We start from the raw sequence: 20,729 nt of genomic DNA, 5'->3' as shown, positions 1-20,729 counted from the left end.
GTGACATAATATCATACTTTTAAAAAAAAGTTTTATTGATAAAAATCAATTAGCATTTACTCAAATTAGACTACAATCGATAAAATAAAACAATGAATGGAACAATATATGAAAGATGAAATCTTATCACGAATTCAGAAAAATTTTCCTTTAGTCGCAAGACCGTTTAAAGTAATTGCTGATGAGTTAAACAGTAGTGAAGATGAGGTTATTGCTATTTTACAAGAAGAGAAAAATAACAACATTATTCGACAAACATCGGCGATATTTGATACAAAAAGATTGGGGTATGAATCTTCTTTGGTTGCATTTAAGGTTTCTGAAGAGAAGATAAATGATGCGGTGAAAATAATAAACTCTCATCCAGGCATTTCCCACAACTATGAGAGAAATCATGATTTTAATATTTGGTTTACACTTGCAGTAGCTCCAAATTCAAAACTCGGGCTTGAAAAAACTGTACAAATTTTAGCAAACGCTGTGCAAGCAGATGACTATATCACTCTTCCGACACTAAAACTATTTAAAATCAATGTAAAATTAAATACTACCGGTAAAGATGATAAAAAAGAGAAAGTAAAAAAAGCTAAATACAAAGATATAGAGCTGACTCCGCTTCATCATGAAATAATAAGAAGCACTCAGTATGATATAGAGATAGTAAGAGAGCCTTTTAAAAAGATAGTTGAAGAGTTAGATATAGATTATGATACATTTTTTTCGATTTTAAACGAATTGCAAGAGGCTGGCGTTATGAGAAGATTTGCCTCTATTCTTAACCATAGAAAAGCAGGTTTTAGTGCAAATGCAATGGTTGTATGGGATATAGATGAAGCAAAAGGAGAGGAGATTGGTAAAAAAGCTGCTGAATTTAGCGCAGTTTCACACTGTTATCTTCGTCCAAAGTATCCAAATTGGCCATATAACCTTTTTACTATGGTTCATGGAAAAAGTACGGATGAGACAAATGCGATTATTGCTGAGATGGCAGAAGAGATTGAATCAAAAGAGCATATGCCGCTTTATAGTTCACGAGAATTTAAAAAAGTAAGAGTAGAGTATTTTACCCCAGAATTTGAAGATTGGGAAGAGAAGTATAATAAATAAAAAATTATAAAGAAGTTTTAAAAAAAAATGAAAAAAAGCATAGGAATAATTGGATGCGGATGGCTTGGAAAACCTCTTTTTAAGAAACTCTCAGATGATTTTGAAGTAGAGTGTTTTTCAAGAGAGCATACTGGTGATACCTCTTCTTTTTGGAAAAGAGACACCATAATAATTGCCATACATACTAAAGATGAGTATCTCAAAACGCTTCAAAAAATAGTTGCATTAACTAAACCTGATTGCAATCTTATTTTAATGAGTTCTACATCGATATACAGAGAGTTTGATTGTGATGTAGATGAGAGTTTTGAGATAACAGAACCATCACTTATAAAAGAGGCTGAAGAGTTGGTATCTAACTCAAAAGAGAATGCTCTTATCTTAAGGCTTGGCGGTTTAATGGGAGATGATAGAATTGCCGGAAAGTGGAAAAATGCAAATGTATTTAGCGATGGTTTTGTAAACTATATTTATAAAGATGATGTTATTAATATTGTAAAAATGATGATAAAAAAAGATATAACGAAAGGTATTTATAATTTAGTTGCTCCAAAACACCCTCTTCGTTCTGAGATACATAAAAAAAATAGTAAAAATTTTGGATTTGAACTTGGAGTATTTGAAGGTATGACAAAACGCAGGGTTTTGTCTCATAAGCTGATTAAAGATTTAAATTATACTTTTTTATATCCAAATCCGCTTAATTTTTGGGATTAGTTGCTTCTGGCTAAAGCGGCAAAATCAATCTCTTCACTGCTCTTTTTTTCAGCCGCTTTTTTATCTTCTTCAAAACTTCCTGTGCTAAATATATACTCACTGCGTTTTAGGATGCACCCTTTTGTTCCTGGCACACACTCTTTTTGAAGTAATTTACAATATCCTTTGTGATCATGTTGACATGTCCATCCCATACCAAACCTCGTTTTTGATAATTATGCTATAAATTTTTAAATAAATAATAAAAATAAAGAGCTAAAAAAGCCCTTTATTTTACAGAGAGTATATTGATATTAAAGTTTAACTCTTTGCCCGCTAAGGGGTGATTGAAGTCAATAACTACTTCATTGTCTAAAATCTCTTTTACAACAACTTGAATAGGGTTGCCATCTGGTCCTTGACCTTGAAGCTGAAGACCTGCTGATAGTTCGATTCCATCAAACTGCTCTTTTGGAAGCTTTTGTATTGCTTCTTCGTTATACTCACCGTATGCTTCATTTGCTGGAACTACGATAGAAGCTTCTTCACCTTCACTCATATCTGCCATTCTGGACTCTAATCCAGGGATGATTTGACCCGTACCAAAAGTAAACTCTAACGGCTCTTTATTAACATTGCTATCAACAACATTTCCTTCAACTTTTACTTCATACTCCATAGAAACTACTTGATTGTTACTAATAGCCATGCTTTTCCTTTTATTTTAGTTAAGCGGCACTATAACAAAATAGGTTTATATGAAAGTTAAAGTTTGATATTAAGGTGATTTTTGATTTAGTTTTATTTGATGATAAACAAGAAAATAAAGAGATATTTAAAAAATTTGTTTATAAAAGTTTATAAAAAAGATTAGGTATGGAAGATCCATACCTAAATGTTATGACAATATCTCTTCGATAGTAATATAATCACCTACTTTGCCGGTCATCTGTTCTACATCAGTGTTTACCGGAAGTGTTTTTTTACCAGGTCTCCATCCCGCCGGACAAACTTCACCTGTAGCAGTTGCATGTTGCCAAGCTCTTACTTGTCTTAGAAACTCGTTTACATTTCTTCCAACAGAGTCAGCCTGTACTTCTTGAGCTACACAAACACCATCTGGATTAAATAAAAATCTTCCTCTTAAAGCAACACCTTCCTCTTCGATAAGCACGCCGAAAGATTCAGCTACAGATTTTGTAGTATCTGCACCTATTGTAAGTTTCAAGTCTTTTAAGATTGGTTCAGTCTCTACAAATCTTTTGTGTGAGAATTTTGTGTCTGTTGATATAGGAAGAATTTCTACTCCTAACTCTTGAAACTCGTCATATTTTGCATTCATAGCAGCTATCTCAGTAGGACAGACAAATGTAAAATCTGCAGGATAGAAACAGACCACCGTCCACTTACCTTTATAATCTTCACTTGATACCGTTGTATAGTGACCTGTTTTTGAATCGTATGCACTCATTTTAAATTCCGGCATTTGTCTTAAAACCATTGTTGAACTCATTTTTTTCTCCTTTTTTGTTTCTATTTGGTTATTTTCTGCTACTTCTTTTTTATCTTCTCTAGCTTTTACGCCTGTATCACAAGCCATATTTTTCTCCTTTTAAAAACTCTTTTATGAATTTTTAATAACATTACTAAATTTTAAAACTTTAATCAATATTAATTTTGATTAACTTTATTATAATATGAAAAAATAAACACTAGACTTAAACTAAAGTGTATATATTAAAATTAACTTTATTTTAAAAAAAGGAGAAAAAATGAGAATAGCTATAGTTGGGCTTGGCGGTGTTGGCGGATATTTGGCAGCATCTTTGGTAAAAACTTCTCATAAAGTGGCTGGATTTGCAAGAGGTGAACATCTTGCAAAGATACAAACTAGCGGACTTAAAATAGTTGAAGATGAAAAAGAGTGGCAGGTAAATCTTTGTGCGAAGAGCCTTCAGGAAGCTGATGGGTATTTTGACATAGTGATTTTTTGTGTCAAAAGCTATGATCTTGAAGAGTCTTGTAAAGCAATTGCATCTCATATTGATTCAAACTCGATTTTGATCAGTTTTTCAAACGGAGTCTCAAATGCCGATCTCTTAAGAGAGCTCTCAGATGCAAAAGTTTTAGAAGGATGCATTTATATACTTTCACATATTCAACAAGCAGGAGTTATATGTAAAAAAGGGGATGTTTTTGCAGCTGTTTTTGGAGGAGACAAAGATGCTGTTCAAAAACTCTCATCTGTGTTTGATGAAGCAAATTTAAGATATAAAATTCCATCAGATATTAAAGCGGCAGTATGGAAAAAATATATATTTATTTCAGCTTTTGCAACTTTGACAACCTATTATGATGCGAATATACGAGATGTTTATGAAAATCACTACAATGAAGCAAAAGCGCTCTTGAGAGAGATAGCAGAAGTAGCACAAACAAAAGGGGTAGATATTTATGATGAGATAGAAAACTCACTTCAAACTGCAGGCAAAGTTCCGTATGATTCAAGCACATCAATGCACTTGGATTTTAAAAATAGAAAAAGAGATGAACTTGAGACTCTAAGCGGCTATATAGTCAAAGAGGCAAAAAGGAACAATATAGAAGTTCCTTTTATGGAGAAGATGTATTTAGAGTTGCAAAAACGACGAATTAGCTAAGTTTGGCAATCTGTTTTATAGCACTTAATTGTTTTTTATCTAGATTTGGATGGATACTTTGAACAAAACCGACTAAAGAGTCATAAGAGTTTAAATCACAATATTTGTCAAACAGAGCCTGTTTTGCAAATGTATCAATTACTATGTTTTTTGATAATGCAAGATCTGGATGTTTGTAAAGATATGCCAATTTTAGTGATGTATCTTCTTTGAAGAGTTTTTTTACTTTTGCCTCGGCAATCTCCTTTTGCAGCCCTTTAGAAGTTAAAGAGTTTTGTATATCTAAGTATGAAATCGCTCTTTCTTGATAGCTTTGCGAAACTGAATCTGTATAAAGAGGCGAAGCCAATAGTGGGTTGATTGTATTTGAAACTAAAACTATTAAAAAAATAGAACGCTTTGTTAAGATGAAAATCTTTACCATTGCCTGTTTCCTTTAATTTATATAACCCATTTGAGTTGAGTATATTGTAAAGAAGATTTGTAAATTTTTGGACAATATTTTGTAGAACTACACTGTGTTTAAAATAGTTTGATTAAAGTGTTTCAATATCAACCAGTTCTACGCGGGAACACTCTTTTTTTAAGAGCTTTTTGCTGTTTGCATCATCTTCTGCTAAACTTAAAAGATCTGCAAAGTCATTTTTAGATACTTCGACAGTATGAAGCTGTTTAAGTGTTTCAATGCTGAGCGTTGCCTCTTCTGTTGAATTAAGCGTAATATTGCGATGCCCTTTGGCAAACTCTGATTTTATGGCTTTTGCCACTTTTTCATTGCTAAGCAATTCTTTAAGTGAAATCTTTTGGTTGAGGTCATTATCGCAGAGTACTTTATAAGTAATCATTATCTTTCCATCCATTTTGCTAATTTCCTTTACAAGTTTTAGAAAAAAACATTATAGTTAAATCTACAAAATTAGCAAAATAGTTATGAGATTTTAAAATTAAAGCTTTTACTGTTCTTGAATCGTCCAGATAATTTTTGTTTTATCATATCCTAAAAATGGAAGTTTGGCTAAAATCATATTTGTGGTCTCTTTATCTAGTGTAGGTGTGCGAGAGAGAATCCAGAAATACTCTCTTGAAGGCTCGCCGATTACTGCATAAGTGTAGTCGTTATCTAGCATCAAAATCTGATAGTCTCCATAAAAAGGGCCAAAAAAACTGACTTTTAGTTTTGCGTTTGTATTGTCTACAGCGTAAGCTTTTCCTACGGCTTTGCTTAGCGCATTGTTTTTAAAACACTGGTTTAAAACCTTTATCTTTGAATCTTCTTTAAAAGTGTATGTTGCATTTACATTGCTGCAACCTTTTTCAAATGAGTGATCATATCTCGCTATCTCATACCATTTTCCGAAATATTTTTGCAGATCTACCGAATCTACAGTGGGGAGAGGTTCATACTGTTTTGTGCAGCCAACAAGTGATAAGAGAAAACTCAATGCCAATACAATACGCTTCATTTAAAATCCTTTTTATTTCCGTTGTTAAAGTTTATGGAGGATATCATAAAAAAGAGCTTATAAGGTTTTATTTTTATGCCAATTTTAACAATTTTTTTGACATCAAAAAGGAGCTGATAAATTTATTATCGGCCTTTTATGGATTCATTTGGAGGATTTTCGTAATATTGATATAATGTTTCAAACCCACAATAAGGAAATACATAATATAAGGAAAGACATAAAATATGGAAACACCGGTAATTATTTCATTTATAGCTTATATGCTAATAATGGTAGGGATAGGATTTTATTTTTATTTTAAAACAGATGATTTGAGTGACTTTGTTTTAGGAGGACGAAATTTAGGTCCAGGAGTTACAGCGCTGAGTGCTGGAGCATCGGACATGAGCGGATGGCTGCTTTTAGGGCTTCCTGGTATGATGTACTCTCAGGGTCTTGTCGGAAGTTGGATAGCTGTGGGTCTTATAGTCGGGGCATATCTTAACTGGCATTATGTGGCAAAACCGCTTCGTGTTTACACCCATTATCTTCAAGATGCGATTACTATTCCTGACTATTTCTCAAACCGCTTTAATGAAAAAGGTGATTCTCTTCGGGTTGTAACGGCTGTAGTTATTCTTATCTTTTACACTCTTTATACCTCTTCAGGACTTGTCGGTGGTGCAAAACTCTTTGAGGCAACTTTTCATCTTGACTATGATACAGCACTTATTGTTGGAAGTTTTATTATAGTCTCTTACACTTTTTTAGGCGGCTACAATGCAGTAAGTTGGACAGATTTTATTCAGGGCATACTTATGATGCTTGCATTAGTCGTTGTGCCTTTTGTTGTTCTTTCAGATATTGGCGGCTTAAGTGAGGGACTCAAAATTATAGAATCTATTGATCCCTCAAATCTGGATATTTTTAGCGGAGCATCTATAATTGGGGTTATCTCTTTAATGGCCTGGGGTCTGGGTTACTTTGGTCAGCCGCACATTTTGGTTCGTTTTATGTCTATTCGCCATGAAGATGAGATGGAGCGTGCAAAAACCATAGGCATGACATGGATGGTTGTCTCGGTTATCGGTTCATTGGCAGTAGGATTTTTTGGATTAGCATATGTAGTATCACACGGAGTGGAGCTTCAAGACAGCGAAAAAATTTTTATAACACTCTCTCAACTTCTTTTCAACCCATGGATAGCAGGCTTTTTACTCGCAGCAATCTTGGCGGCAATTATGAGCACTGTTGACTCTCAATTGCTCGTCTCCTCTTCTGTTCTTACAAGAGATCTTTATCATGCCATATTTAGAAAAGATGCAAGTGATAAAGAACTTGTATGGGTGGGAAGAGTTACAGTAATAGCTATTGCTCTCATTGCATGGTACATCTCCACAGATGAGAACTCCAGTGTATTAAAACTTGTGTCCTATGCATGGGCAGGATTTGGTGCTGCATTTGGTCCGCTTATTATTCTTTCTCTTTACAATAAGTCCATAACTAAAAATGGAGCTATCGCGGGAATGATAGTTGGTTCTCTAACAGTTATAATATACAAACAACTAGTTGGAGGTATTTTTGATTTGTATGAACTCCTTCCAGGCTTTATAGCTGCTTGGATTGCTATATTAGTGTTTAGTAAAATAGGTTCTAAAAATTCTGAAAATGTTGAAGAGGTATTTAATGAAGTTCAAGAGAAATTGAAAGAGTCTAAAAGCTAATTAAGTGTGTTTTTTGAAGTAATAGGTGGTGGACCCTCAGAGATTCGAACTCTCCCGTGAATTTTATCAAACCCCTATAAACAGGGATATTATAACAAAATTACTATCAAAAAGCAACCAAATCTTAAAGAAAAGTAGTATATAATGTAGTATATCAAATAAAGGTTTGTAATATGGGAATGGAGATAGAAGAGGGGAAATATGTATCAGTAGGACATTCAATTTTAGTAAGAAAATCAAAGAATGGAGATTATACTTATTATCATAATTACAGAGATAAAGAGACTAAAAAACCAAAGAGAAGAAAACTATTTACAAAGTCTTTACATAGTAATAAAAATATAAAAGATTGTATTAGAATGATAGAAGTTAAAGAAGAAGTTGAAGAAAACTCTTTCAATACTCCTAACTCTACATATACATTAAATATTTTAGCTGAAAATTATTTCAATAGTAGAAAAATTCAAATGATTTCAAAGTTAAAACAAGAATATAACTATCTTAGTAATGACGAATTTTTTGAAAATGAAATTATCAAAAGGAAATTAACTAATTTAAAGAGTGAAAGTCAAAAATATAATAAAAATGTTAGTAATAGTAAAATAGCCAAAATGAACTTTGATTCAATTACAAAAGTTGATATTAATAGATTTGTAGATTTAGAATTAACAAATAATAATTTATCTCAAAAAAGTGTTTCTGTTATTGTTTCTTTGATAAAAACGATAGTAAATAAAGGAATGGAACAAGAATATATAAGTATCAACCCATTTCAATATATTAAAGTAAAAAATCCTAAAAGAACAAGAGTAAGATATCTAAATACAGAAGAATTAAAATTATTATTGAATAAATGTAAAGAATATGAAAGTAATTTTAATGTTTATTTATCTGTTTATTTAGCTGTATTGACAGCAGGAAGAGCAAGAACAATTTTAAATATTCAAAAAAAAGATATAGATATTAAGAATAAACAAATTAGATTAAATAATTTTAAATCTAGTAAATATTATGTTATTCAATTGAATAAAGAGAGTATAGAGTGGTTAGATAAAAAAATATTAAAAAATATAAATGGGAATGATTATTTAATTCAACCTACTAATGAAAACGATAGAAAAATTCCTCAACAACCATTATGTGAAATACCTGAGAAAGTATATGAAATTATGGACGAATTATTTAATCAAAATTTAGATAAATCTAATAATAATGATAGAGATTTTGTAGTTAATTTTCATACTTTAAGAAGAAGTGTAGCAACAAATCTTGCGTTACAGGGTTCTAATATATACGATATTATGACTTTGTTAAATCATAGTAGTATTAAACAAACAGAAGATTATTTAAGTTTAAATAATAATAGTTTATCAACTGAAACAAATAAATTATTATCTTCTATATTTGATTAATATTAATAATTTTAAGATTTTGTATAAAAATAAACCTATAATAATTATAAAGATAATAGGTTTAAATATCAACTTACAGAATGAACGGACTAGTTCATTCATACCCTTAAAAAGGGTTAAGTGTAGAGATACAGAACCTAAGTCCTGAATTGGAAACCCCTATAAGTGTTCCTATGATTATCTTTTAGCAGTCAATAATCAATAATTTATTATATAGTAAGGTATATAAAATTATCTCTGTTTATGAGAAGATTTTTTATTATTTTCTAAATCTGTTTCATTAGATAATTTTGTATCTTCTATTTTAACTCCGAAACCATAACCACTAAATATTTTTGAATAAATTTTATCTCTAATTCCAGGTTCTATATTTTCAGATATTTCCTTATATTCTTCAAAATTTTCTTTCTCTTTCTCTAAATCTCTTTTAGTTTTCTTATGTGATTTATTTTTTATTGTAAAAATATTCTTAACTTTATCTTTGAATGTATTATATTTATTAGATAATGTTTTAATAGTGTCTTTTAACCCCCTTATTTCCTCTTCCATTCTTCCGATAGTTTTAAGGTGTTTAGTGTTTTCTTTGTTTAATTCTAATTGTGAAGTTTCTAACTTATCAATTTTAGTATCTTTGTTTATTAATTGATTTTCAATATCTTTAACTTTTCCATTAAGTTCGGTTTCTTTTTTAAGATAATCTAATTCAATTCTATTAACTTTATTATTTACTGCTTCCTTTATTTTATTAGGTAAATCTTCATTCTCTTCTTTTAACCCCCTTATTTCCTCTTTTAACCCCCTTATTTCCTCTTTTAACCCCCTTATTTCTTCAAACTTCTCTTTATTAACCTTTTCTTTCTCTTTATTGATTTCTTCTTCAAATATGTCATATTTAATAAGATTCTTTCCCATTTTTAATAATAAAGGTTTTAATTTCTCTTTGTCTAACATTTTATAAGTAGTCAAATTAGAATTAAGAACATTATTAACTTCTTCTTTAACTTCTTTGACAGCGTTTGATTTAGTTGTTTGAATTACTGATTTATCGTTTTTAAGTTTGTCAATATCTTCATTCATTGAAATTATTAAATCATTTTTATATAATAAATCTTCTTTAACTTTTGATAATTCAGTTTCTATCCCTACTTTTTCAATACTTACTTTTATAGTTTGAGTTTCAATATCTTCAAAAGTTTCTATTAACTCCTTATTTTTCTCTTTAATAACTTGTTCAATATTATTCTCAATATTTTCAATGATATCCTCTCTCTGTTGTAGTTGTTCCTTTTCTAAATTTAGTCCGTTATAAGTTCTTTTATTTATAGATAAAGTTTTATCTTTTTCCATACTTCTTTTTTGTGAGGGTGTTAAATCATTAAACCCTATAATTGCGTCATAACCATATTTATTAAATAAATCTTTGTTTATATCTTCATATATAAAATCTTGTAAATTTTCTCCCTGATTTTTAATCTGTTTTAATGTTTGAACTCTTACCCCTTTATTATTAATAAACCCTATATCTTTATTGATTTGTTCTTCACTAATACCTTTGTTTAATAGGTATTCTCTTACTAATAAATGTTGTTGTTTATAATAATCAAATTCCCCAGTTGTTTTATTTTTAGTATTTATAAAAGTGTGGGAGTGATAACCCGATAATTTAGGGGAGTATTCAATACCTTTATCTTTTAATTTCTGTATATTTTTTTCACTTTTTAATTGGTGTAGTTCGTCATTATGTCCTACTGATACAACTATTTCATAATTAGGAAAATATTTATTAAAAAATCTTTGATTGTAAAGAATCATTTCTTCACTACTTATAGAAGTTTGATTATTTTCATAAGGTATCTTTACCACCATTTCAACAAATTCAACTCTTTCAACATTTGATAACTTTGCTTCTCTTCTGTTCTTTGCTCCCCCTATCTTCTCAACTACTTCAATATATTTATATAAGTTTTTTTCAATAGTTCTTTTAAGTCCTAAACTATTAAAATATTTTATTAAATCTTCTTTATTTCCCTTTGTCTGTTTTTCTGTAAAAGTATTCAATAATTCTTTAAAATTATTATCTTTGATATTGGTATTCAAATATTTTAATGATTTACTTCTCATTTGTTGGTCTTTTTTATCAACTTTGACAACTTCTTCTTTTTCAATATTTGATTTAATAGTTTTATCTATAAAATCTAAATAATATTCAGGTTCCATATTTTTTAAATGTTGTATCTCATTATTATTCATATTTGGAAATAATACAGAATTTAATATTTTCATATCTCTTTGATAACTGATTGAACTTTCACCGTCTATCTCAACTCTCAAACTGTGTCTCAAACTTTTTGCTAATTTTGCTAATTTTCTATTGGTATAAATTATAGTTGATAAATAAGCGCTTCCTTGGTGTAATTTTGACATTTAATAATCCTTATATTTTTAAAAAAGATTTTGATTACTTTGTAAAAAGTGATTTCCCCCTTAATTTCAATTTTTTCACGAAGTAGAAAAAATGGAAAATAAGGAATAGGGAATAACATATATAAATATTTCTAAAATCTTTTTATAAATTATATAGAAGTGTTTTTACTTTCTCTTAATAGGTTTTGACGCGGTGGTTGTTGAATTTTAGTTATAATAATAAAATTAATTTAAAGGAATAAAATGGAAGTATTAAATTTATATGTATCTGAGGAATTTGAAGAAAAATGGGAAAATATTAAAAATGATATTTGGGATCTAAAATTTGAATTACAAAAGGAATTGACTAATAATGATTTGGATTGGGATAGTTCTCAATTTGAAGAAATAATGGAAGTGATTACATTATTAAATGAACAATCCGAAAAATATCCCAGATAAGAAGAATAATAAACAATTCTCTTTCTTTCTTTTCATCCTCAATTTTGAAAAAATTGAAAATACTTAAATAACCAAAAAATATACAAACTTAGCAAATATGAGTTTTGGTTTGATAAACTATCAAGGGAGTTGTTAAGATTGTTCTATTTTATTTAATATGTATCTTTCTATTTCGTGTCCGTGTTTAGTCATTAAATCACTTCTACAATACCTTAAAACTGATAAGATATTTTCAAAATCTTCCTCCAGTTCATTTTTCCACCTTTTAATAAATGTAAAATCAACTTTCGATAAATCTTTATTATATTTTTTGAAGTAGTTATAAGATTTCAAATACTTCGTATAATCAATATAATCGTATAAAACATTATCTTCATATACTTTATTAACTTTATTAGAATTATTCGTTTTTGATACCTTATTTGGTGTTTTAGTAGGTAATACAATATTATTATCTTCAATATACTTTTTGAAGTGTTTAATATCATATTTAATATTATTATTTTTATATTTTATTTCAAAATTATTCTTATTATTTATTAGATTTGGAATTCTTCCTACTCTTGCTAAATCAAAGGTATTATCTGTTTTAAAGTGATATGTTAATTTTTTCAAAACTTCTTTATGTTCTTTAAGTTCTTCAAAACTTCCTTTAAATGATTTATCTAACTGATAAATTAATTGATACTTATCTTCACTTGTTCTAATTGTGTAAGTTGATTGTCCTAATACAGATATTATTTTTTTAGATATTTCTTCTCCGTCTAAATCAATATCAAAAAATAAAGATTTATAACTATTAACATTAATTTCATATCTGTTATTGGTATCTTCTTTAAATGGGTTGATACTGAAATAAATGTCCCAGTTATGGTTTTTATTCATTTTTAGAAACTTTGAATACCATTTATTAAAAGATTGTAAATTATGTTTATATTCCCTTGTTTTCTTAACTTCAACACCTTTATAATTAATTTCTGTTTCAACTCTATTCAAAAGGAATATATAAAAATATTCATTTGGAATAAAGTAATCATTTATAAAATTATTCATTTAAGAAACCTTTTGAAAGTTCAATATATTTTTCATTATTCTCCCCTAATAAATTATTTATAATGTCGTTCTCTTCTTCTGTATTTTTAAATTTATATACACCATTTCCCTTACTTTTCTCTAACATTTCTTTTCTCTTTTTTAGTTGTTGTCTATCTTTTGTTCCTCTTTCATTTTCAACTACTAAAAGTTCAATAACCTTTTTATTATCAGTTTGAATAAAAGCAATTGTAATATCTGTTTTAGTATTGATATTTTTTAAGCTTTTTGTAATCTGTTCTTTTGCTTTTGATAGATACTGATAATTACTTTGAAAAATAACATTTAACTTATCTAATGTTAAGGGTGGTATTTTCCCTCCTCTAAAACCTACATATTGCTTACAGTATTCATAAAGTTTGATTTGTTTAATACCTTGTAAAATAGCAGTATATTTTGAAGGAATTAAAGTGTAATTACCTCCTGAATTTTCATTTAAAAATTTAATCATTTTCTTACTAACTTCTATATTATAAATAACTTCCCCATTTGATAGTCGTTCTTTATCAAACCCTGATATTAAAGACATAACTACATAATCAAAACTTCTACCTTGTTTATCTGTATAATATTCTAATTCAATAGTTCCATCTTTTAATTCTTCCATTGATTTCTTAATGATTTTTTCATAACTATCAGTTGTTATCTTTAATTCTTTCTTCATTGATGATAATGGAATAGTTATCTCATTATCATCTAAAACATTATTGTTTTTCTTCATTCTTATATTCATCTCTCTATAAAGAAAATTACCTAAATTGTGAGTGTGTTTAGATATTTTAATATTAGTTTTCCCTTTAATAATTCTATTACTTTTATGAAAAGTTTTTTCTTCTATTGGAATATCATTATAAACAACTGGAACAGTATAGTTTTCATTTATTTTTGATAATGATTTAGTTTGTTTCTTATCTGTTTTAATAATATCTTTTATTATTGATTGTATTTTACTCATTGAATTTCCCTTCTTTTTTATAAAATATTTGATATAATTTATAAGTTATAATTATTATAGTATTTTATTTCTCCTTTTTATAAAAAAAAGAAGTTTTCTAAAAATTCTTTTAAGGATGTCTATTTATAGGAGTTTGTTAAAGATACTAAAAAAGAGAATTTTACATATAATCAATTATGTGAAAGAAAATTAGACGACTACAAAAAGAAGATAGACGACTACAAAAAAAAGATAGACGACTACAAAAAGAAGATAGACGACTACAAAAAGAAGATAGTTTATCTTTGAACCACCCATAAAACCTTATAAAAACAGAACCCCCCAATATATAGTAAGATATATAATATAGATTAAGATAGTAAAGTTTTTGATATTAGATTAGAAAAGAATGATAATTCTTTAAAATCATTTTCACTTTATAGGTGTTGTATAACATTTCAATTTTTTCAAAATTGAGGACAGAAAGAAGAAAAGAGAAAAGAATACAAGAATCTATTAAATAATTAATCAATTAGTGATAACTTCAACAGTTCCGCAAAATTTCAATAAATAATATAAATCATTGAACTGGTTAATAAAATCGTTTTTAAGTGTGTTTTTGATTGAATTAAGAATATATATAAAAGTGAAAAATTAAACGAAAGTAGTATATAAAGTAGTATATATGTAGTATATTTCTTAAATTGAAGTTTCTGAATGTCTTTAAATGTCGGTATTTAGGGGGTTTGTGAATGGTGGATCCTCAGAGATTCGAACTCTGGGAGGTATAACCCTCGCCGGTTTTCAAGACCGGTGCAATCGACCAACTCTGCCAAAGATCCACATTTATATTTGAAAAGATTTTTTAAGTCAATAACTGGAGGTGCCACCCAGATTTGAACTGGGGATAGCAGCTTTGCAGGCTGCGGCCTTACCACTTGGCGATGGCACCAGTCAAAACATCTAAAAATCAATGGTGCCCGAGGCCGGACTTGAACCGGCACAGTATTGCTACCGGGGGATTTTAAGTCCCCTGCGTCTACCGATTTCGCCACCCGGGCATTGTTGGGTGTCTTTTTTAACAGTTAATAATTTAAAAATGGAGCGGGAAACGAGGTTCGAACTCGCGACCCCAACCTTGGCAAGGTTGTGCTCTACCACTGAGCTATTCCCGCAGTTTTTACACTTATTTTTTTTAAGTGAGCGGAATTATAGCCATTTTATTTTTGTTTGTAAAGAGTTTTTGTAAAAAAATTTAAAAAAAATGGTATAATCATACTTATAATAAAAGATAACAATAATAGATTGAAGGATTTTTAATGAGAAGTGACACCATAAAAAAGGGGTTTGATAAGGCTCCTCACCGCTCACTGCTTCGAGCAACAGGATTAAAAGATGAAGATTTTGATAAGCCGTTTATTGGAATAGCAAACAGTTATATAGACATTATTCCTGGACATTTTTTCTTACACGAATACGGTGAAATTGTAAAAGAAGCTATTCGAGAAGCTGGCGGGGTGCCGTTTGTGTTTAATACTATAGGTGTTGACGACGGAATAGCAATGGGTCATGATGGAATGCTTTACTCTCTCCCTTCTCGTGAAATAATTGCAGACTCTATTGAAACTGTTATGAATGCTCATAAACTTGATGCAATGATATGTATACCAAACTGTGACAAAATTGTTCCTGGTATGATTATGGGAGCACTTAGAGTAAATGTTCCTACAGTTTTTGTTTCAGGCGGTCCGATGCCGGCGGGTCATAAGAAGGATGGAACTCCGATAGATCTCTCTACCGCATTTGAAGCTGTTGGACAATACAATGAAGGAAAAATGAGTGATGAAGAGCTTTATGATATAGAATGCAATGCATGTCCAAGTGGAGGAAGCTGTTCTGGAATGTTTACGGCAAACTCTATGAATACTTTGTGTGAAACAATGGGAATTGCGCTCCCGGGCAACGGCACTATTTTAGCAATGACACCTGCAAGAATTGAGCTGGTTAAAAAAGCGGCTAAGAGAATTGTAGAGATGGCAAAGGCTGATGATAGTAAATATAATTTAAAAAATGTGCTCAATGAAAAAGCTATTCATAATGCATTTGTTGTAGATATGGCTATGGGCGGAAGTTCAAATACTGTTTTGCACATGCTGGCAATCGCAAAAGAGGCTGGAGTAGATTTTGATATCACTCAAATCAATGAAATTGCTGATAAAGTAGCACACATAGCTAAAATATCTCCATCATTAACAACTGTTCATATGGATGATATTAACCGTGCAGGCGGAGTAAATGCTGTAATGAAAGAGGTAAGTCGTAGAGGAGGGCTACTCTATTTAGACAATCCTACTGTAACAGGAGAGACACTTGGAGAACGCATAAAAGATGCTAAGATTTTAGATGAAAATATTATTCATACAAATGAAAATGCATTTTCTCCAGTAGGAGGACTTTCAATTCTTTTTGGAAATCTTGCTGAAGAAGGAGCTGTTGTAAAAACTGCCGGAATTGAAGCAAATATGAGACAGTTCAAAGGTAAAGCAATCTGTTTTAACTCTCAAAATGAAGCAATTGCAGGAATAATGAGCCATAAAGTAAAGCCTGGCAGTGTTGTGGTTATTCGTTATGAGGGTCCAAAAGGAGGTCCTGGTATGCAGGAGATGCTTGCTCCAACGGCACTTATTCAAGGCATGGGTCTTGGAAGCAGTGTAGCACTTATTACTGATGGAAGATTTTCCGGAGCAACTAAAGGTGCTAGTATTGGTCATGTTTCACCTGAAGCCGCAGAAGGTGGTTTGATAGCACTTATAGAAGACGGTGATGAGATAGAGCTTGATGTTGATAAACATCTACTTGAACTTAATGTTAATTATGAAGTTCTTGAACAGCGCCGTCTTCACTGGAAGCCTATAAAAAAAGAGATTGCGTCAAAATGGCTTAAGCGATATTCACTTTTAGTTTCAAACGCTTCAAACGGCGCAGTTTTAAAAACTGAATTGTAAAAAAAGGAATATATTTTGAATGTAATCGCAATAAAACATAACGGTGAAATAATTGATTTGCAAACTGCTAAAGAGCTTGGTTTTGAGGGTGAGCAGATTCACTTGGACAACTCATCGGACTCTTTAGAAGTTCTTCGTCACTCAACGGCTCACCTTATGGCGCAAGCTATCAAATCACTCTATCCTGATGCAAAATTCTATGTCGGGCCTACTGTAAAAGAGGGGTTTTACTATGACTTCAAAACCAATGAAGAGATAGGCGAGGGTGATCTTAAAAAGATAGAAAAAGAGATGTTATCGCTTGCTAAAAAGAAGTACGAGATAGAGAAGTATGAGATCTCTATGAGCGAGGCAAAAGAGAAGTTTAAAGGTGACCATCTAAAGCTTGCAGTTATGGAGCGCATCCCTAGTGATACGGTCTTTATCTACAAGCAGGGTGACTTTGAAGATCTTTGCCGCGGGCCGCACCTTCCAAATATCGGACTTATCAGACACTTTAAACTTACAAAAATTGCCGGTGCATATCTTGGGGGAGATTCTAAAAATGAGATGCTGACTCGTATATACGGTATAGCATTTGCAGATAAAGAGGCATTAAAAGCGTATCTTGATATGATGGCAGAGGCTGAAAAAAGAGACCATCGTAAACTTGGTGCCGAGATGAAGATGTTTACATTTCGTGAAGAGGTAGGGGCTGGTTTTCCTATCTGGCTTCCTGCAGGCGGGAGGCTTCGTGCAAGATTAGAGTCTTTGCTTTTTAAAGCGCACCGCAAGCGTGGTTATGAGCCTGTTCGCGGACCTGAAATGCTTCGTTCAGATTTATGGAAAACATCAGGGCACTATCAAAATTACGGCGAAAACATGTACTTTACAAACATAGATGAGATAGAGTTTGGTGTAAAACCTATGAACTGTGTCGGTCATATTAAAGTATATGAAGAGGATCTGCACTCATATAGAGATCTGCCTCTAAAATATTTTGAGTATGGTGTAGTACATCGTCACGAGATGACTGGGGCGCTTCATGGGCTTTTTCGTGTTCGTGAGTTTACTCAGGATGATGCGCATATTTTTTGTAGAGCAGACCAGATCGAAGAGCAGATTATAGAAGTTGTTGATTTTGTAGATAAAATTATGTCCACATTTGAGTTTGACTATAAGATGATGATATCAACCAAGCCTGAAAAAGCAGTCGGAAGCGATGAAGTGTGGGAAGTTTCTACACAGGCTTTAAAAAATGCAATGGATAAAAATGGTCTTGTTTATGAGATTGATGAGGGTGGCGGAGCTTTTTACGGTCCAAAGATTGATATCAAAATAACAGATGCAATCGGCAGAGAGTGGCAGTGCGGAACGATTCAGCTGGATTTTAATCTGCCTGAGAGATTTGAGCTTGAATATAATGGAGAGAACAATGACAAAATTCAGCCTGTAATGATTCATAGAGCAATTTTAGGTTCGTTTGAGCGTTTTATTGGTATATTAACAGAGCATTATGCTGGAGAATTTCCAATGTTTATCGCTCCTACTCAAGTAGCAATTGTTCCAATTGCTTCTACGCACAACGAATACGCGAAGGAGCTGGCAGACAAATTGATAGATTTGGGAGCAGATAGTGAAATTTACTCTAAAAATGATTCTTTAAATAAAAGAATTAGAACGGCAGAAAAGACAAGAGTACCTATGTTGGCAATTATAGGTGACGAAGAGGTTGCATCTCGAACTGTTGCTATACGCGATAGAAGAACAAGAGAGCAGTATAATTTAAGTGAAAGCGAATTTCTTTCACTTATCCAAACTAAAATAAATGGGGTAAATTTTTGAGTAAAAAAACAGACCGTGTCATAATGAATGACGATATCCGTGTACCAGAGGTGCGTTGTAATGTAGATGGAGCAGAATCTTTAGGGATAGTCTCAATTGATGAAGCCATGGAAAAAGCAAATGAGTTGGGTTTAGATTTGGTTTTAATCGCTCCGGATGCAAAGCCTCCTGTCGCAAAGATTATGGATTACGGTAAGTATAAATATCAAGAAGAGAAAAAACAAAAAGAGCAGAGAAAAAATCAGGTCAAGATTGATGTTAAAGAGATAAAGCTCTCCGTGAAAATTGCAGAAAATGATATTGCATATAAAGTTAAACATGCAAGGGAGTTTCTTGAACAAGGCAAGCATGTAAAATTTCGTGTATTTTTAAAAGGGCGCGAAATGGCAAATCCGGAAGCTGCTAAAGATGTTCTTTTGAGAATTTGGCCTATGGTAGAAGATATTGCTGTTATGGAAAAACCGCCAAAATTTGAAGGTCGCTACTACAATATGTATGTAATTCCGCAAAAATAGAAATAATAGGTAAGATTTTCTCTTGCCTATTATGTTTTATTTAGATATTGCCGCTTTAAGAGTTTCTTCTTCTATTGCATCTTTTGTATATTTTACAATAACAAGTTTTTCCGTATCATTTATATACCACTCTGCAATATGCTTATGCTCAAAGTTTGTCAGTTTATCCATATCTACACTTGTTTGTGGAAGATAAATATGAGAGTATTTAGTAGGATTTTGAAGTTTCAATGTCCATAAAAGCCATAAAGCCGCAATAGCTGCAACTGATACACCAATAGTTTCTCTGTCACTAAATCCCAAAAAGAGTCCTGCCGATGTACCGCCTATAAATGTAGAAAAATAGGCAACAGAATTTGAAATACCAAGAGCGGCTCCTTTTTGATGCACCTTAGCAAACTTTGTTATCATAGACTGAACTAATGGCTCCATCATATTGAAAGCTATAAAAAACAGCACAACTCCAACTATAAAAAATATACTTGAAGTTGTTAATCCCATAATTAAAAATGAAACGATAAAAAGAACAATAGAGAATAAAAATATCTCTTTTGGTTTGTTATGTTTTTCACCAAATATTACGGCAGGACCCATCGCGGCTAAGCCAAAAACCATAGCAGGAAGATAAGCCATATAGAGATCTGATTTTTGCCAAGAAAATGTATCGCTTGTTAAAATAATAGGTATAAGAACAAAGGCGATAGTCATTAAGCCTTTTTGCATCGCATTGACAATAATCATATTTAAAAGATTTGGATCTTTTAGGATATCAGAAGTTTTTGCTGTTGCATGATATATATGTTTGATTTTTGGTGGTGTCGGTACTTTTGTAAAAAGAAGAATAATAGCCAAAACAGCAAAAACAGCAGTCAATATAAAGAGCGATGCAATACCAAATTTAGCACCGAGTACAGGACCAAGGCCCATAGCAAGAGCAAAGCTCAAAGCTATAGATGCTCCCATAATTGCCATTGCTTTTCCCCTTATCTCCTCTTCAACCAAATCAGAAATCATTGCTGTGATAACAGAGCCAATTGCTCCTGCACCTTGTAAGAAACGACCTAACATAAGCGTATATATATCACTGGAGTAAGCACAAATAATAGAACCGGCTAAGAAGATAAGCAAACCAACCAGCAAAGTCGGTTTTCTGCCTATTTTATCGCTCATTGTTCCAAAAGGAACTTGAAAAAGAGCTTGAGTCAATGCGTAACCGCCGACAACTATACCAACAAGAAGAGGAGTGGATCCTTCAAGTTCAAGCGCAAAAATTGAAATAACCGGCAATACTAAAAAGAGGCCTAAAAATCTGAGAGAAAGAATTGCTGAGAGAGGAAATACTTTTTTAAACATTATCTGCCTTAAATATTATATAATTTTGCAATTATATTAAAAAGATTGTTTACAGAAACTTTGTGGATGAAAAAAACATATATTTAAAGTAAATTAT

General features: G+C 31.2%; 19 protein-coding genes and 4 tRNA genes. 9 read left to right on the top strand and 14 right to left on the bottom strand.

Annotated elements, in window-relative coordinates; genetic code table 11:
- Positions 1-108: 108 nt before the first annotated feature.
- Positions 109-1,107 carry a siroheme decarboxylase subunit alpha gene (gene ahbA, locus FJR47_RS09120; protein ID WP_152300129.1) on the top strand — a complete coding sequence of 333 codons (999 nt, stop codon included), beginning with the start codon at positions 109-111 and terminating at the stop codon, positions 1,105-1,107.
- 27 nt (positions 1,108-1,134) lie between these two features.
- Positions 1,135-1,824 carry a Rossmann-fold NAD(P)-binding domain-containing protein gene (locus tag FJR47_RS09115; protein ID WP_152300128.1) on the top strand — a complete coding sequence of 230 codons (690 nt, stop codon included), beginning with the start codon at positions 1,135-1,137 and terminating at the stop codon, positions 1,822-1,824.
- On the opposite strand, the gene FJR47_RS09110 is transcribed toward FJR47_RS09115, so the two are convergent.
- From FJR47_RS09110 to FJR47_RS09100, 3 genes are all read right to left on the bottom strand, one after another.
- Complete coding sequence (locus tag FJR47_RS09110; RefSeq protein ID WP_152300127.1) at positions 1,821-2,018, bottom strand: hypothetical protein; 198 nt, start codon at positions 2,016-2,018, stop codon at positions 1,821-1,823. The genes FJR47_RS09115 and FJR47_RS09110 overlap by 4 nt on opposite strands.
- 74 nt (positions 2,019-2,092) lie before the next feature.
- Positions 2,093-2,512, bottom strand: a complete 420-nt coding sequence (locus FJR47_RS09105) for an FKBP-type peptidyl-prolyl cis-trans isomerase (RefSeq protein ID WP_152300126.1) — start codon at positions 2,510-2,512, stop codon at positions 2,093-2,095.
- A 189-nt stretch (positions 2,513-2,701) separates the two neighbouring features.
- Positions 2,702-3,403, bottom strand: coding sequence for a peroxiredoxin (locus FJR47_RS09100; RefSeq protein ID WP_152300125.1), 702 nt, complete (start codon positions 3,401-3,403; stop codon positions 2,702-2,704).
- Between the two features lie 172 nt (positions 3,404-3,575).
- Between FJR47_RS09100 and FJR47_RS09095 the strand changes: the two genes are divergently transcribed.
- On the top strand, positions 3,576-4,463 hold the full coding sequence (locus FJR47_RS09095) for a ketopantoate reductase family protein (protein ID WP_152300124.1): 888 nt from the start codon (positions 3,576-3,578) through the stop codon (positions 4,461-4,463).
- Here the strand turns inward: FJR47_RS09095 and FJR47_RS09090 are convergent.
- From FJR47_RS09090 to FJR47_RS09080, 3 genes are all read right to left on the bottom strand, one after another.
- Positions 4,456-4,887: a hypothetical protein gene (locus FJR47_RS09090; RefSeq protein ID WP_152300123.1), complete on the bottom strand. Its 432-nt coding sequence runs from the start codon at positions 4,885-4,887 to the stop codon at positions 4,456-4,458. The two genes, FJR47_RS09095 and FJR47_RS09090, sit on opposite strands and share 8 nt — an antisense overlap.
- A gap of 112 nt (positions 4,888-4,999) precedes the next feature.
- Positions 5,000-5,323: a hypothetical protein gene (locus FJR47_RS09085; protein WP_152300122.1), complete on the bottom strand. Its 324-nt coding sequence runs from the start codon at positions 5,321-5,323 to the stop codon at positions 5,000-5,002.
- A 93-nt stretch (positions 5,324-5,416) separates the two neighbouring features.
- Positions 5,417-5,926: a lipocalin family protein gene (locus FJR47_RS09080; protein WP_152300121.1), complete on the bottom strand. Its 510-nt coding sequence runs from the start codon at positions 5,924-5,926 to the stop codon at positions 5,417-5,419.
- Positions 5,927-6,153: 227 nt separating this feature from the next.
- Between FJR47_RS09080 and putP the strand changes: the two genes are divergently transcribed.
- Positions 6,154-7,632 carry a sodium/proline symporter PutP gene (putP, locus tag FJR47_RS09075; RefSeq protein ID WP_152300120.1) on the top strand — a complete coding sequence of 493 codons (1,479 nt, stop codon included), beginning with the start codon at positions 6,154-6,156 and terminating at the stop codon, positions 7,630-7,632.
- Positions 7,633-7,805: 173 nt separating this feature from the next.
- Entirely contained in the window at positions 7,806-9,044 is a 1,239-nt protein-coding gene (locus FJR47_RS09070) for a tyrosine-type recombinase/integrase (protein ID WP_152300119.1), read from the top strand.
- A gap of 231 nt (positions 9,045-9,275) precedes the next feature.
- Here FJR47_RS09070 and FJR47_RS09065 read toward each other — a convergent pair whose 3' ends face one another.
- Positions 9,276-11,468 (bottom strand): hypothetical protein, encoded by a 2,193-nt coding sequence (locus FJR47_RS09065; RefSeq protein WP_152300118.1) that lies wholly within the window; start codon positions 11,466-11,468, stop codon positions 9,276-9,278.
- A gap of 243 nt (positions 11,469-11,711) precedes the next feature.
- Between FJR47_RS09065 and FJR47_RS09060 the strand changes: the two genes are divergently transcribed.
- Positions 11,712-11,909: a hypothetical protein gene (locus tag FJR47_RS09060; RefSeq protein WP_152300117.1), complete on the top strand. Its 198-nt coding sequence runs from the start codon at positions 11,712-11,714 to the stop codon at positions 11,907-11,909.
- Between the two features lie 132 nt (positions 11,910-12,041).
- Here the strand turns inward: FJR47_RS09060 and FJR47_RS09055 are convergent, their stop codons facing one another.
- The 6 genes from FJR47_RS09055 to FJR47_RS09030 all read right to left on the bottom strand — a co-directional run bounded on the left by FJR47_RS09055 (position 12,042) and on the right by FJR47_RS09030 (position 15,110).
- Positions 12,042-12,962 (bottom strand): DNA-primase RepB domain-containing protein, encoded by a 921-nt coding sequence (locus tag FJR47_RS09055; RefSeq protein WP_152300116.1) that lies wholly within the window; start codon positions 12,960-12,962, stop codon positions 12,042-12,044.
- The gene (locus FJR47_RS09050; RefSeq protein ID WP_152300115.1) at positions 12,955-13,956 is read right to left on the bottom strand and encodes a replication initiation protein; all 1,002 of its coding nucleotides are present in this window, start codon (positions 13,954-13,956) and stop codon (positions 12,955-12,957) included. The genes FJR47_RS09055 and FJR47_RS09050 overlap by 8 nt, the downstream gene beginning before the upstream one ends.
- Before the next feature lie 732 nt (positions 13,957-14,688).
- Positions 14,689-14,777 (bottom strand) — tRNA-Ser (locus FJR47_RS09045).
- A 36-nt stretch (positions 14,778-14,813) separates the two neighbouring features.
- Positions 14,814-14,887: transfer RNA gene (locus FJR47_RS09040), tRNA-Cys, on the bottom strand.
- A 22-nt stretch (positions 14,888-14,909) separates the two neighbouring features.
- Positions 14,910-14,996, bottom strand: a tRNA-Leu gene (locus FJR47_RS09035).
- Positions 14,997-15,035: 39 nt separating this feature from the next.
- Positions 15,036-15,110 (bottom strand) — tRNA-Gly (locus tag FJR47_RS09030).
- Between the two features lie 144 nt (positions 15,111-15,254).
- Between FJR47_RS09030 and ilvD the strand changes: the two genes are divergently transcribed.
- The 3 genes from ilvD to infC are packed head-to-tail and all read left to right on the top strand — an operon-like array spanning position 15,255 to position 19,279.
- Positions 15,255-16,940 (top strand): dihydroxy-acid dehydratase, encoded by a 1,686-nt coding sequence (gene ilvD, locus FJR47_RS09025; protein WP_152300114.1) that lies wholly within the window; start codon positions 15,255-15,257, stop codon positions 16,938-16,940.
- 15 nt (positions 16,941-16,955) lie between these two features.
- Positions 16,956-18,764 (top strand): threonine--tRNA ligase, encoded by a 1,809-nt coding sequence (thrS, locus tag FJR47_RS09020; protein ID WP_152300113.1) that lies wholly within the window; start codon positions 16,956-16,958, stop codon positions 18,762-18,764.
- Positions 18,765-18,787: 23 nt separating this feature from the next.
- The gene (gene infC, locus FJR47_RS09015) at positions 18,788-19,279 is read left to right on the top strand and encodes a translation initiation factor IF-3 (protein WP_152300313.1); all 492 of its coding nucleotides are present in this window, start codon (positions 18,788-18,790) and stop codon (positions 19,277-19,279) included.
- A gap of 36 nt (positions 19,280-19,315) precedes the next feature.
- Here the strand turns inward: infC and FJR47_RS09010 are convergent, their stop codons facing one another.
- Positions 19,316-20,632: an MFS transporter gene (locus FJR47_RS09010; RefSeq protein ID WP_152300112.1), complete on the bottom strand. Its 1,317-nt coding sequence runs from the start codon at positions 20,630-20,632 to the stop codon at positions 19,316-19,318.
- Positions 20,633-20,729: the final 97 nt, after the last annotated feature.

Origin of the sequence: Sulfurimonas xiamenensis (assembly GCF_009258045.1) — a bacterium.
Lineage (GTDB): Bacteria > Campylobacterota > Campylobacteria > Campylobacterales > Sulfurimonadaceae > Sulfurimonas > Sulfurimonas xiamenensis.
The sequence above is the reverse complement of the archived record's forward strand: the minus strand, read 5'-3'. Positions and strand labels throughout refer to the sequence as shown.

What these genes read in the sequence shown, in the direction of transcription:
- ahbA (WP_152300129.1), top strand. Translation starts at nt 109, where the DNA reads ATGAAAGATGAAATCTTATCACGAATTCAGAAAAATTTTCCTTTAGTC.
- FJR47_RS09115 (WP_152300128.1), top strand. Translation starts at nt 1,135, where the DNA reads ATGAAAAAAAGCATAGGAATAATTGGATGCGGATGGCTTGGAAAACCT.
- FJR47_RS09110 (WP_152300127.1), bottom strand. Translation starts at nt 2,018, where the DNA reads ATGGGATGGACATGTCAACATGATCACAAAGGATATTGTAAATTACTT.
- FJR47_RS09105 (WP_152300126.1), bottom strand. Translation starts at nt 2,512, where the DNA reads ATGGCTATTAGTAACAATCAAGTAGTTTCTATGGAGTATGAAGTAAAA.
- FJR47_RS09100 (WP_152300125.1), bottom strand. Translation starts at nt 3,403, where the DNA reads ATGGCTTGTGATACAGGCGTAAAAGCTAGAGAAGATAAAAAAGAAGTA.
- FJR47_RS09095 (WP_152300124.1), top strand. Translation starts at nt 3,576, where the DNA reads ATGAGAATAGCTATAGTTGGGCTTGGCGGTGTTGGCGGATATTTGGCA.
- FJR47_RS09090 (WP_152300123.1), bottom strand. Translation starts at nt 4,887, where the DNA reads ATGGTAAAGATTTTCATCTTAACAAAGCGTTCTATTTTTTTAATAGTT.
- FJR47_RS09085 (WP_152300122.1), bottom strand. Translation starts at nt 5,323, where the DNA reads ATGGATGGAAAGATAATGATTACTTATAAAGTACTCTGCGATAATGAC.
- FJR47_RS09080 (WP_152300121.1), bottom strand. Translation starts at nt 5,926, where the DNA reads ATGAAGCGTATTGTATTGGCATTGAGTTTTCTCTTATCACTTGTTGGC.
- putP (WP_152300120.1), top strand. Translation starts at nt 6,154, where the DNA reads ATGGAAACACCGGTAATTATTTCATTTATAGCTTATATGCTAATAATG.
- FJR47_RS09070 (WP_152300119.1), top strand. Translation starts at nt 7,806, where the DNA reads ATGGGAATGGAGATAGAAGAGGGGAAATATGTATCAGTAGGACATTCA.
- FJR47_RS09065 (WP_152300118.1), bottom strand. Translation starts at nt 11,468, where the DNA reads ATGTCAAAATTACACCAAGGAAGCGCTTATTTATCAACTATAATTTAT.
- FJR47_RS09060 (WP_152300117.1), top strand. Translation starts at nt 11,712, where the DNA reads ATGGAAGTATTAAATTTATATGTATCTGAGGAATTTGAAGAAAAATGG.
- FJR47_RS09055 (WP_152300116.1), bottom strand. Translation starts at nt 12,962, where the DNA reads ATGAATAATTTTATAAATGATTACTTTATTCCAAATGAATATTTTTAT.
- FJR47_RS09050 (WP_152300115.1), bottom strand. Translation starts at nt 13,956, where the DNA reads ATGAGTAAAATACAATCAATAATAAAAGATATTATTAAAACAGATAAG.
- ilvD (WP_152300114.1), top strand. Translation starts at nt 15,255, where the DNA reads ATGAGAAGTGACACCATAAAAAAGGGGTTTGATAAGGCTCCTCACCGC.
- infC (WP_152300313.1), top strand. Translation starts at nt 18,788, where the DNA reads ATGAATGACGATATCCGTGTACCAGAGGTGCGTTGTAATGTAGATGGA.
- FJR47_RS09010 (WP_152300112.1), bottom strand. Translation starts at nt 20,632, where the DNA reads ATGTTTAAAAAAGTATTTCCTCTCTCAGCAATTCTTTCTCTCAGATTT.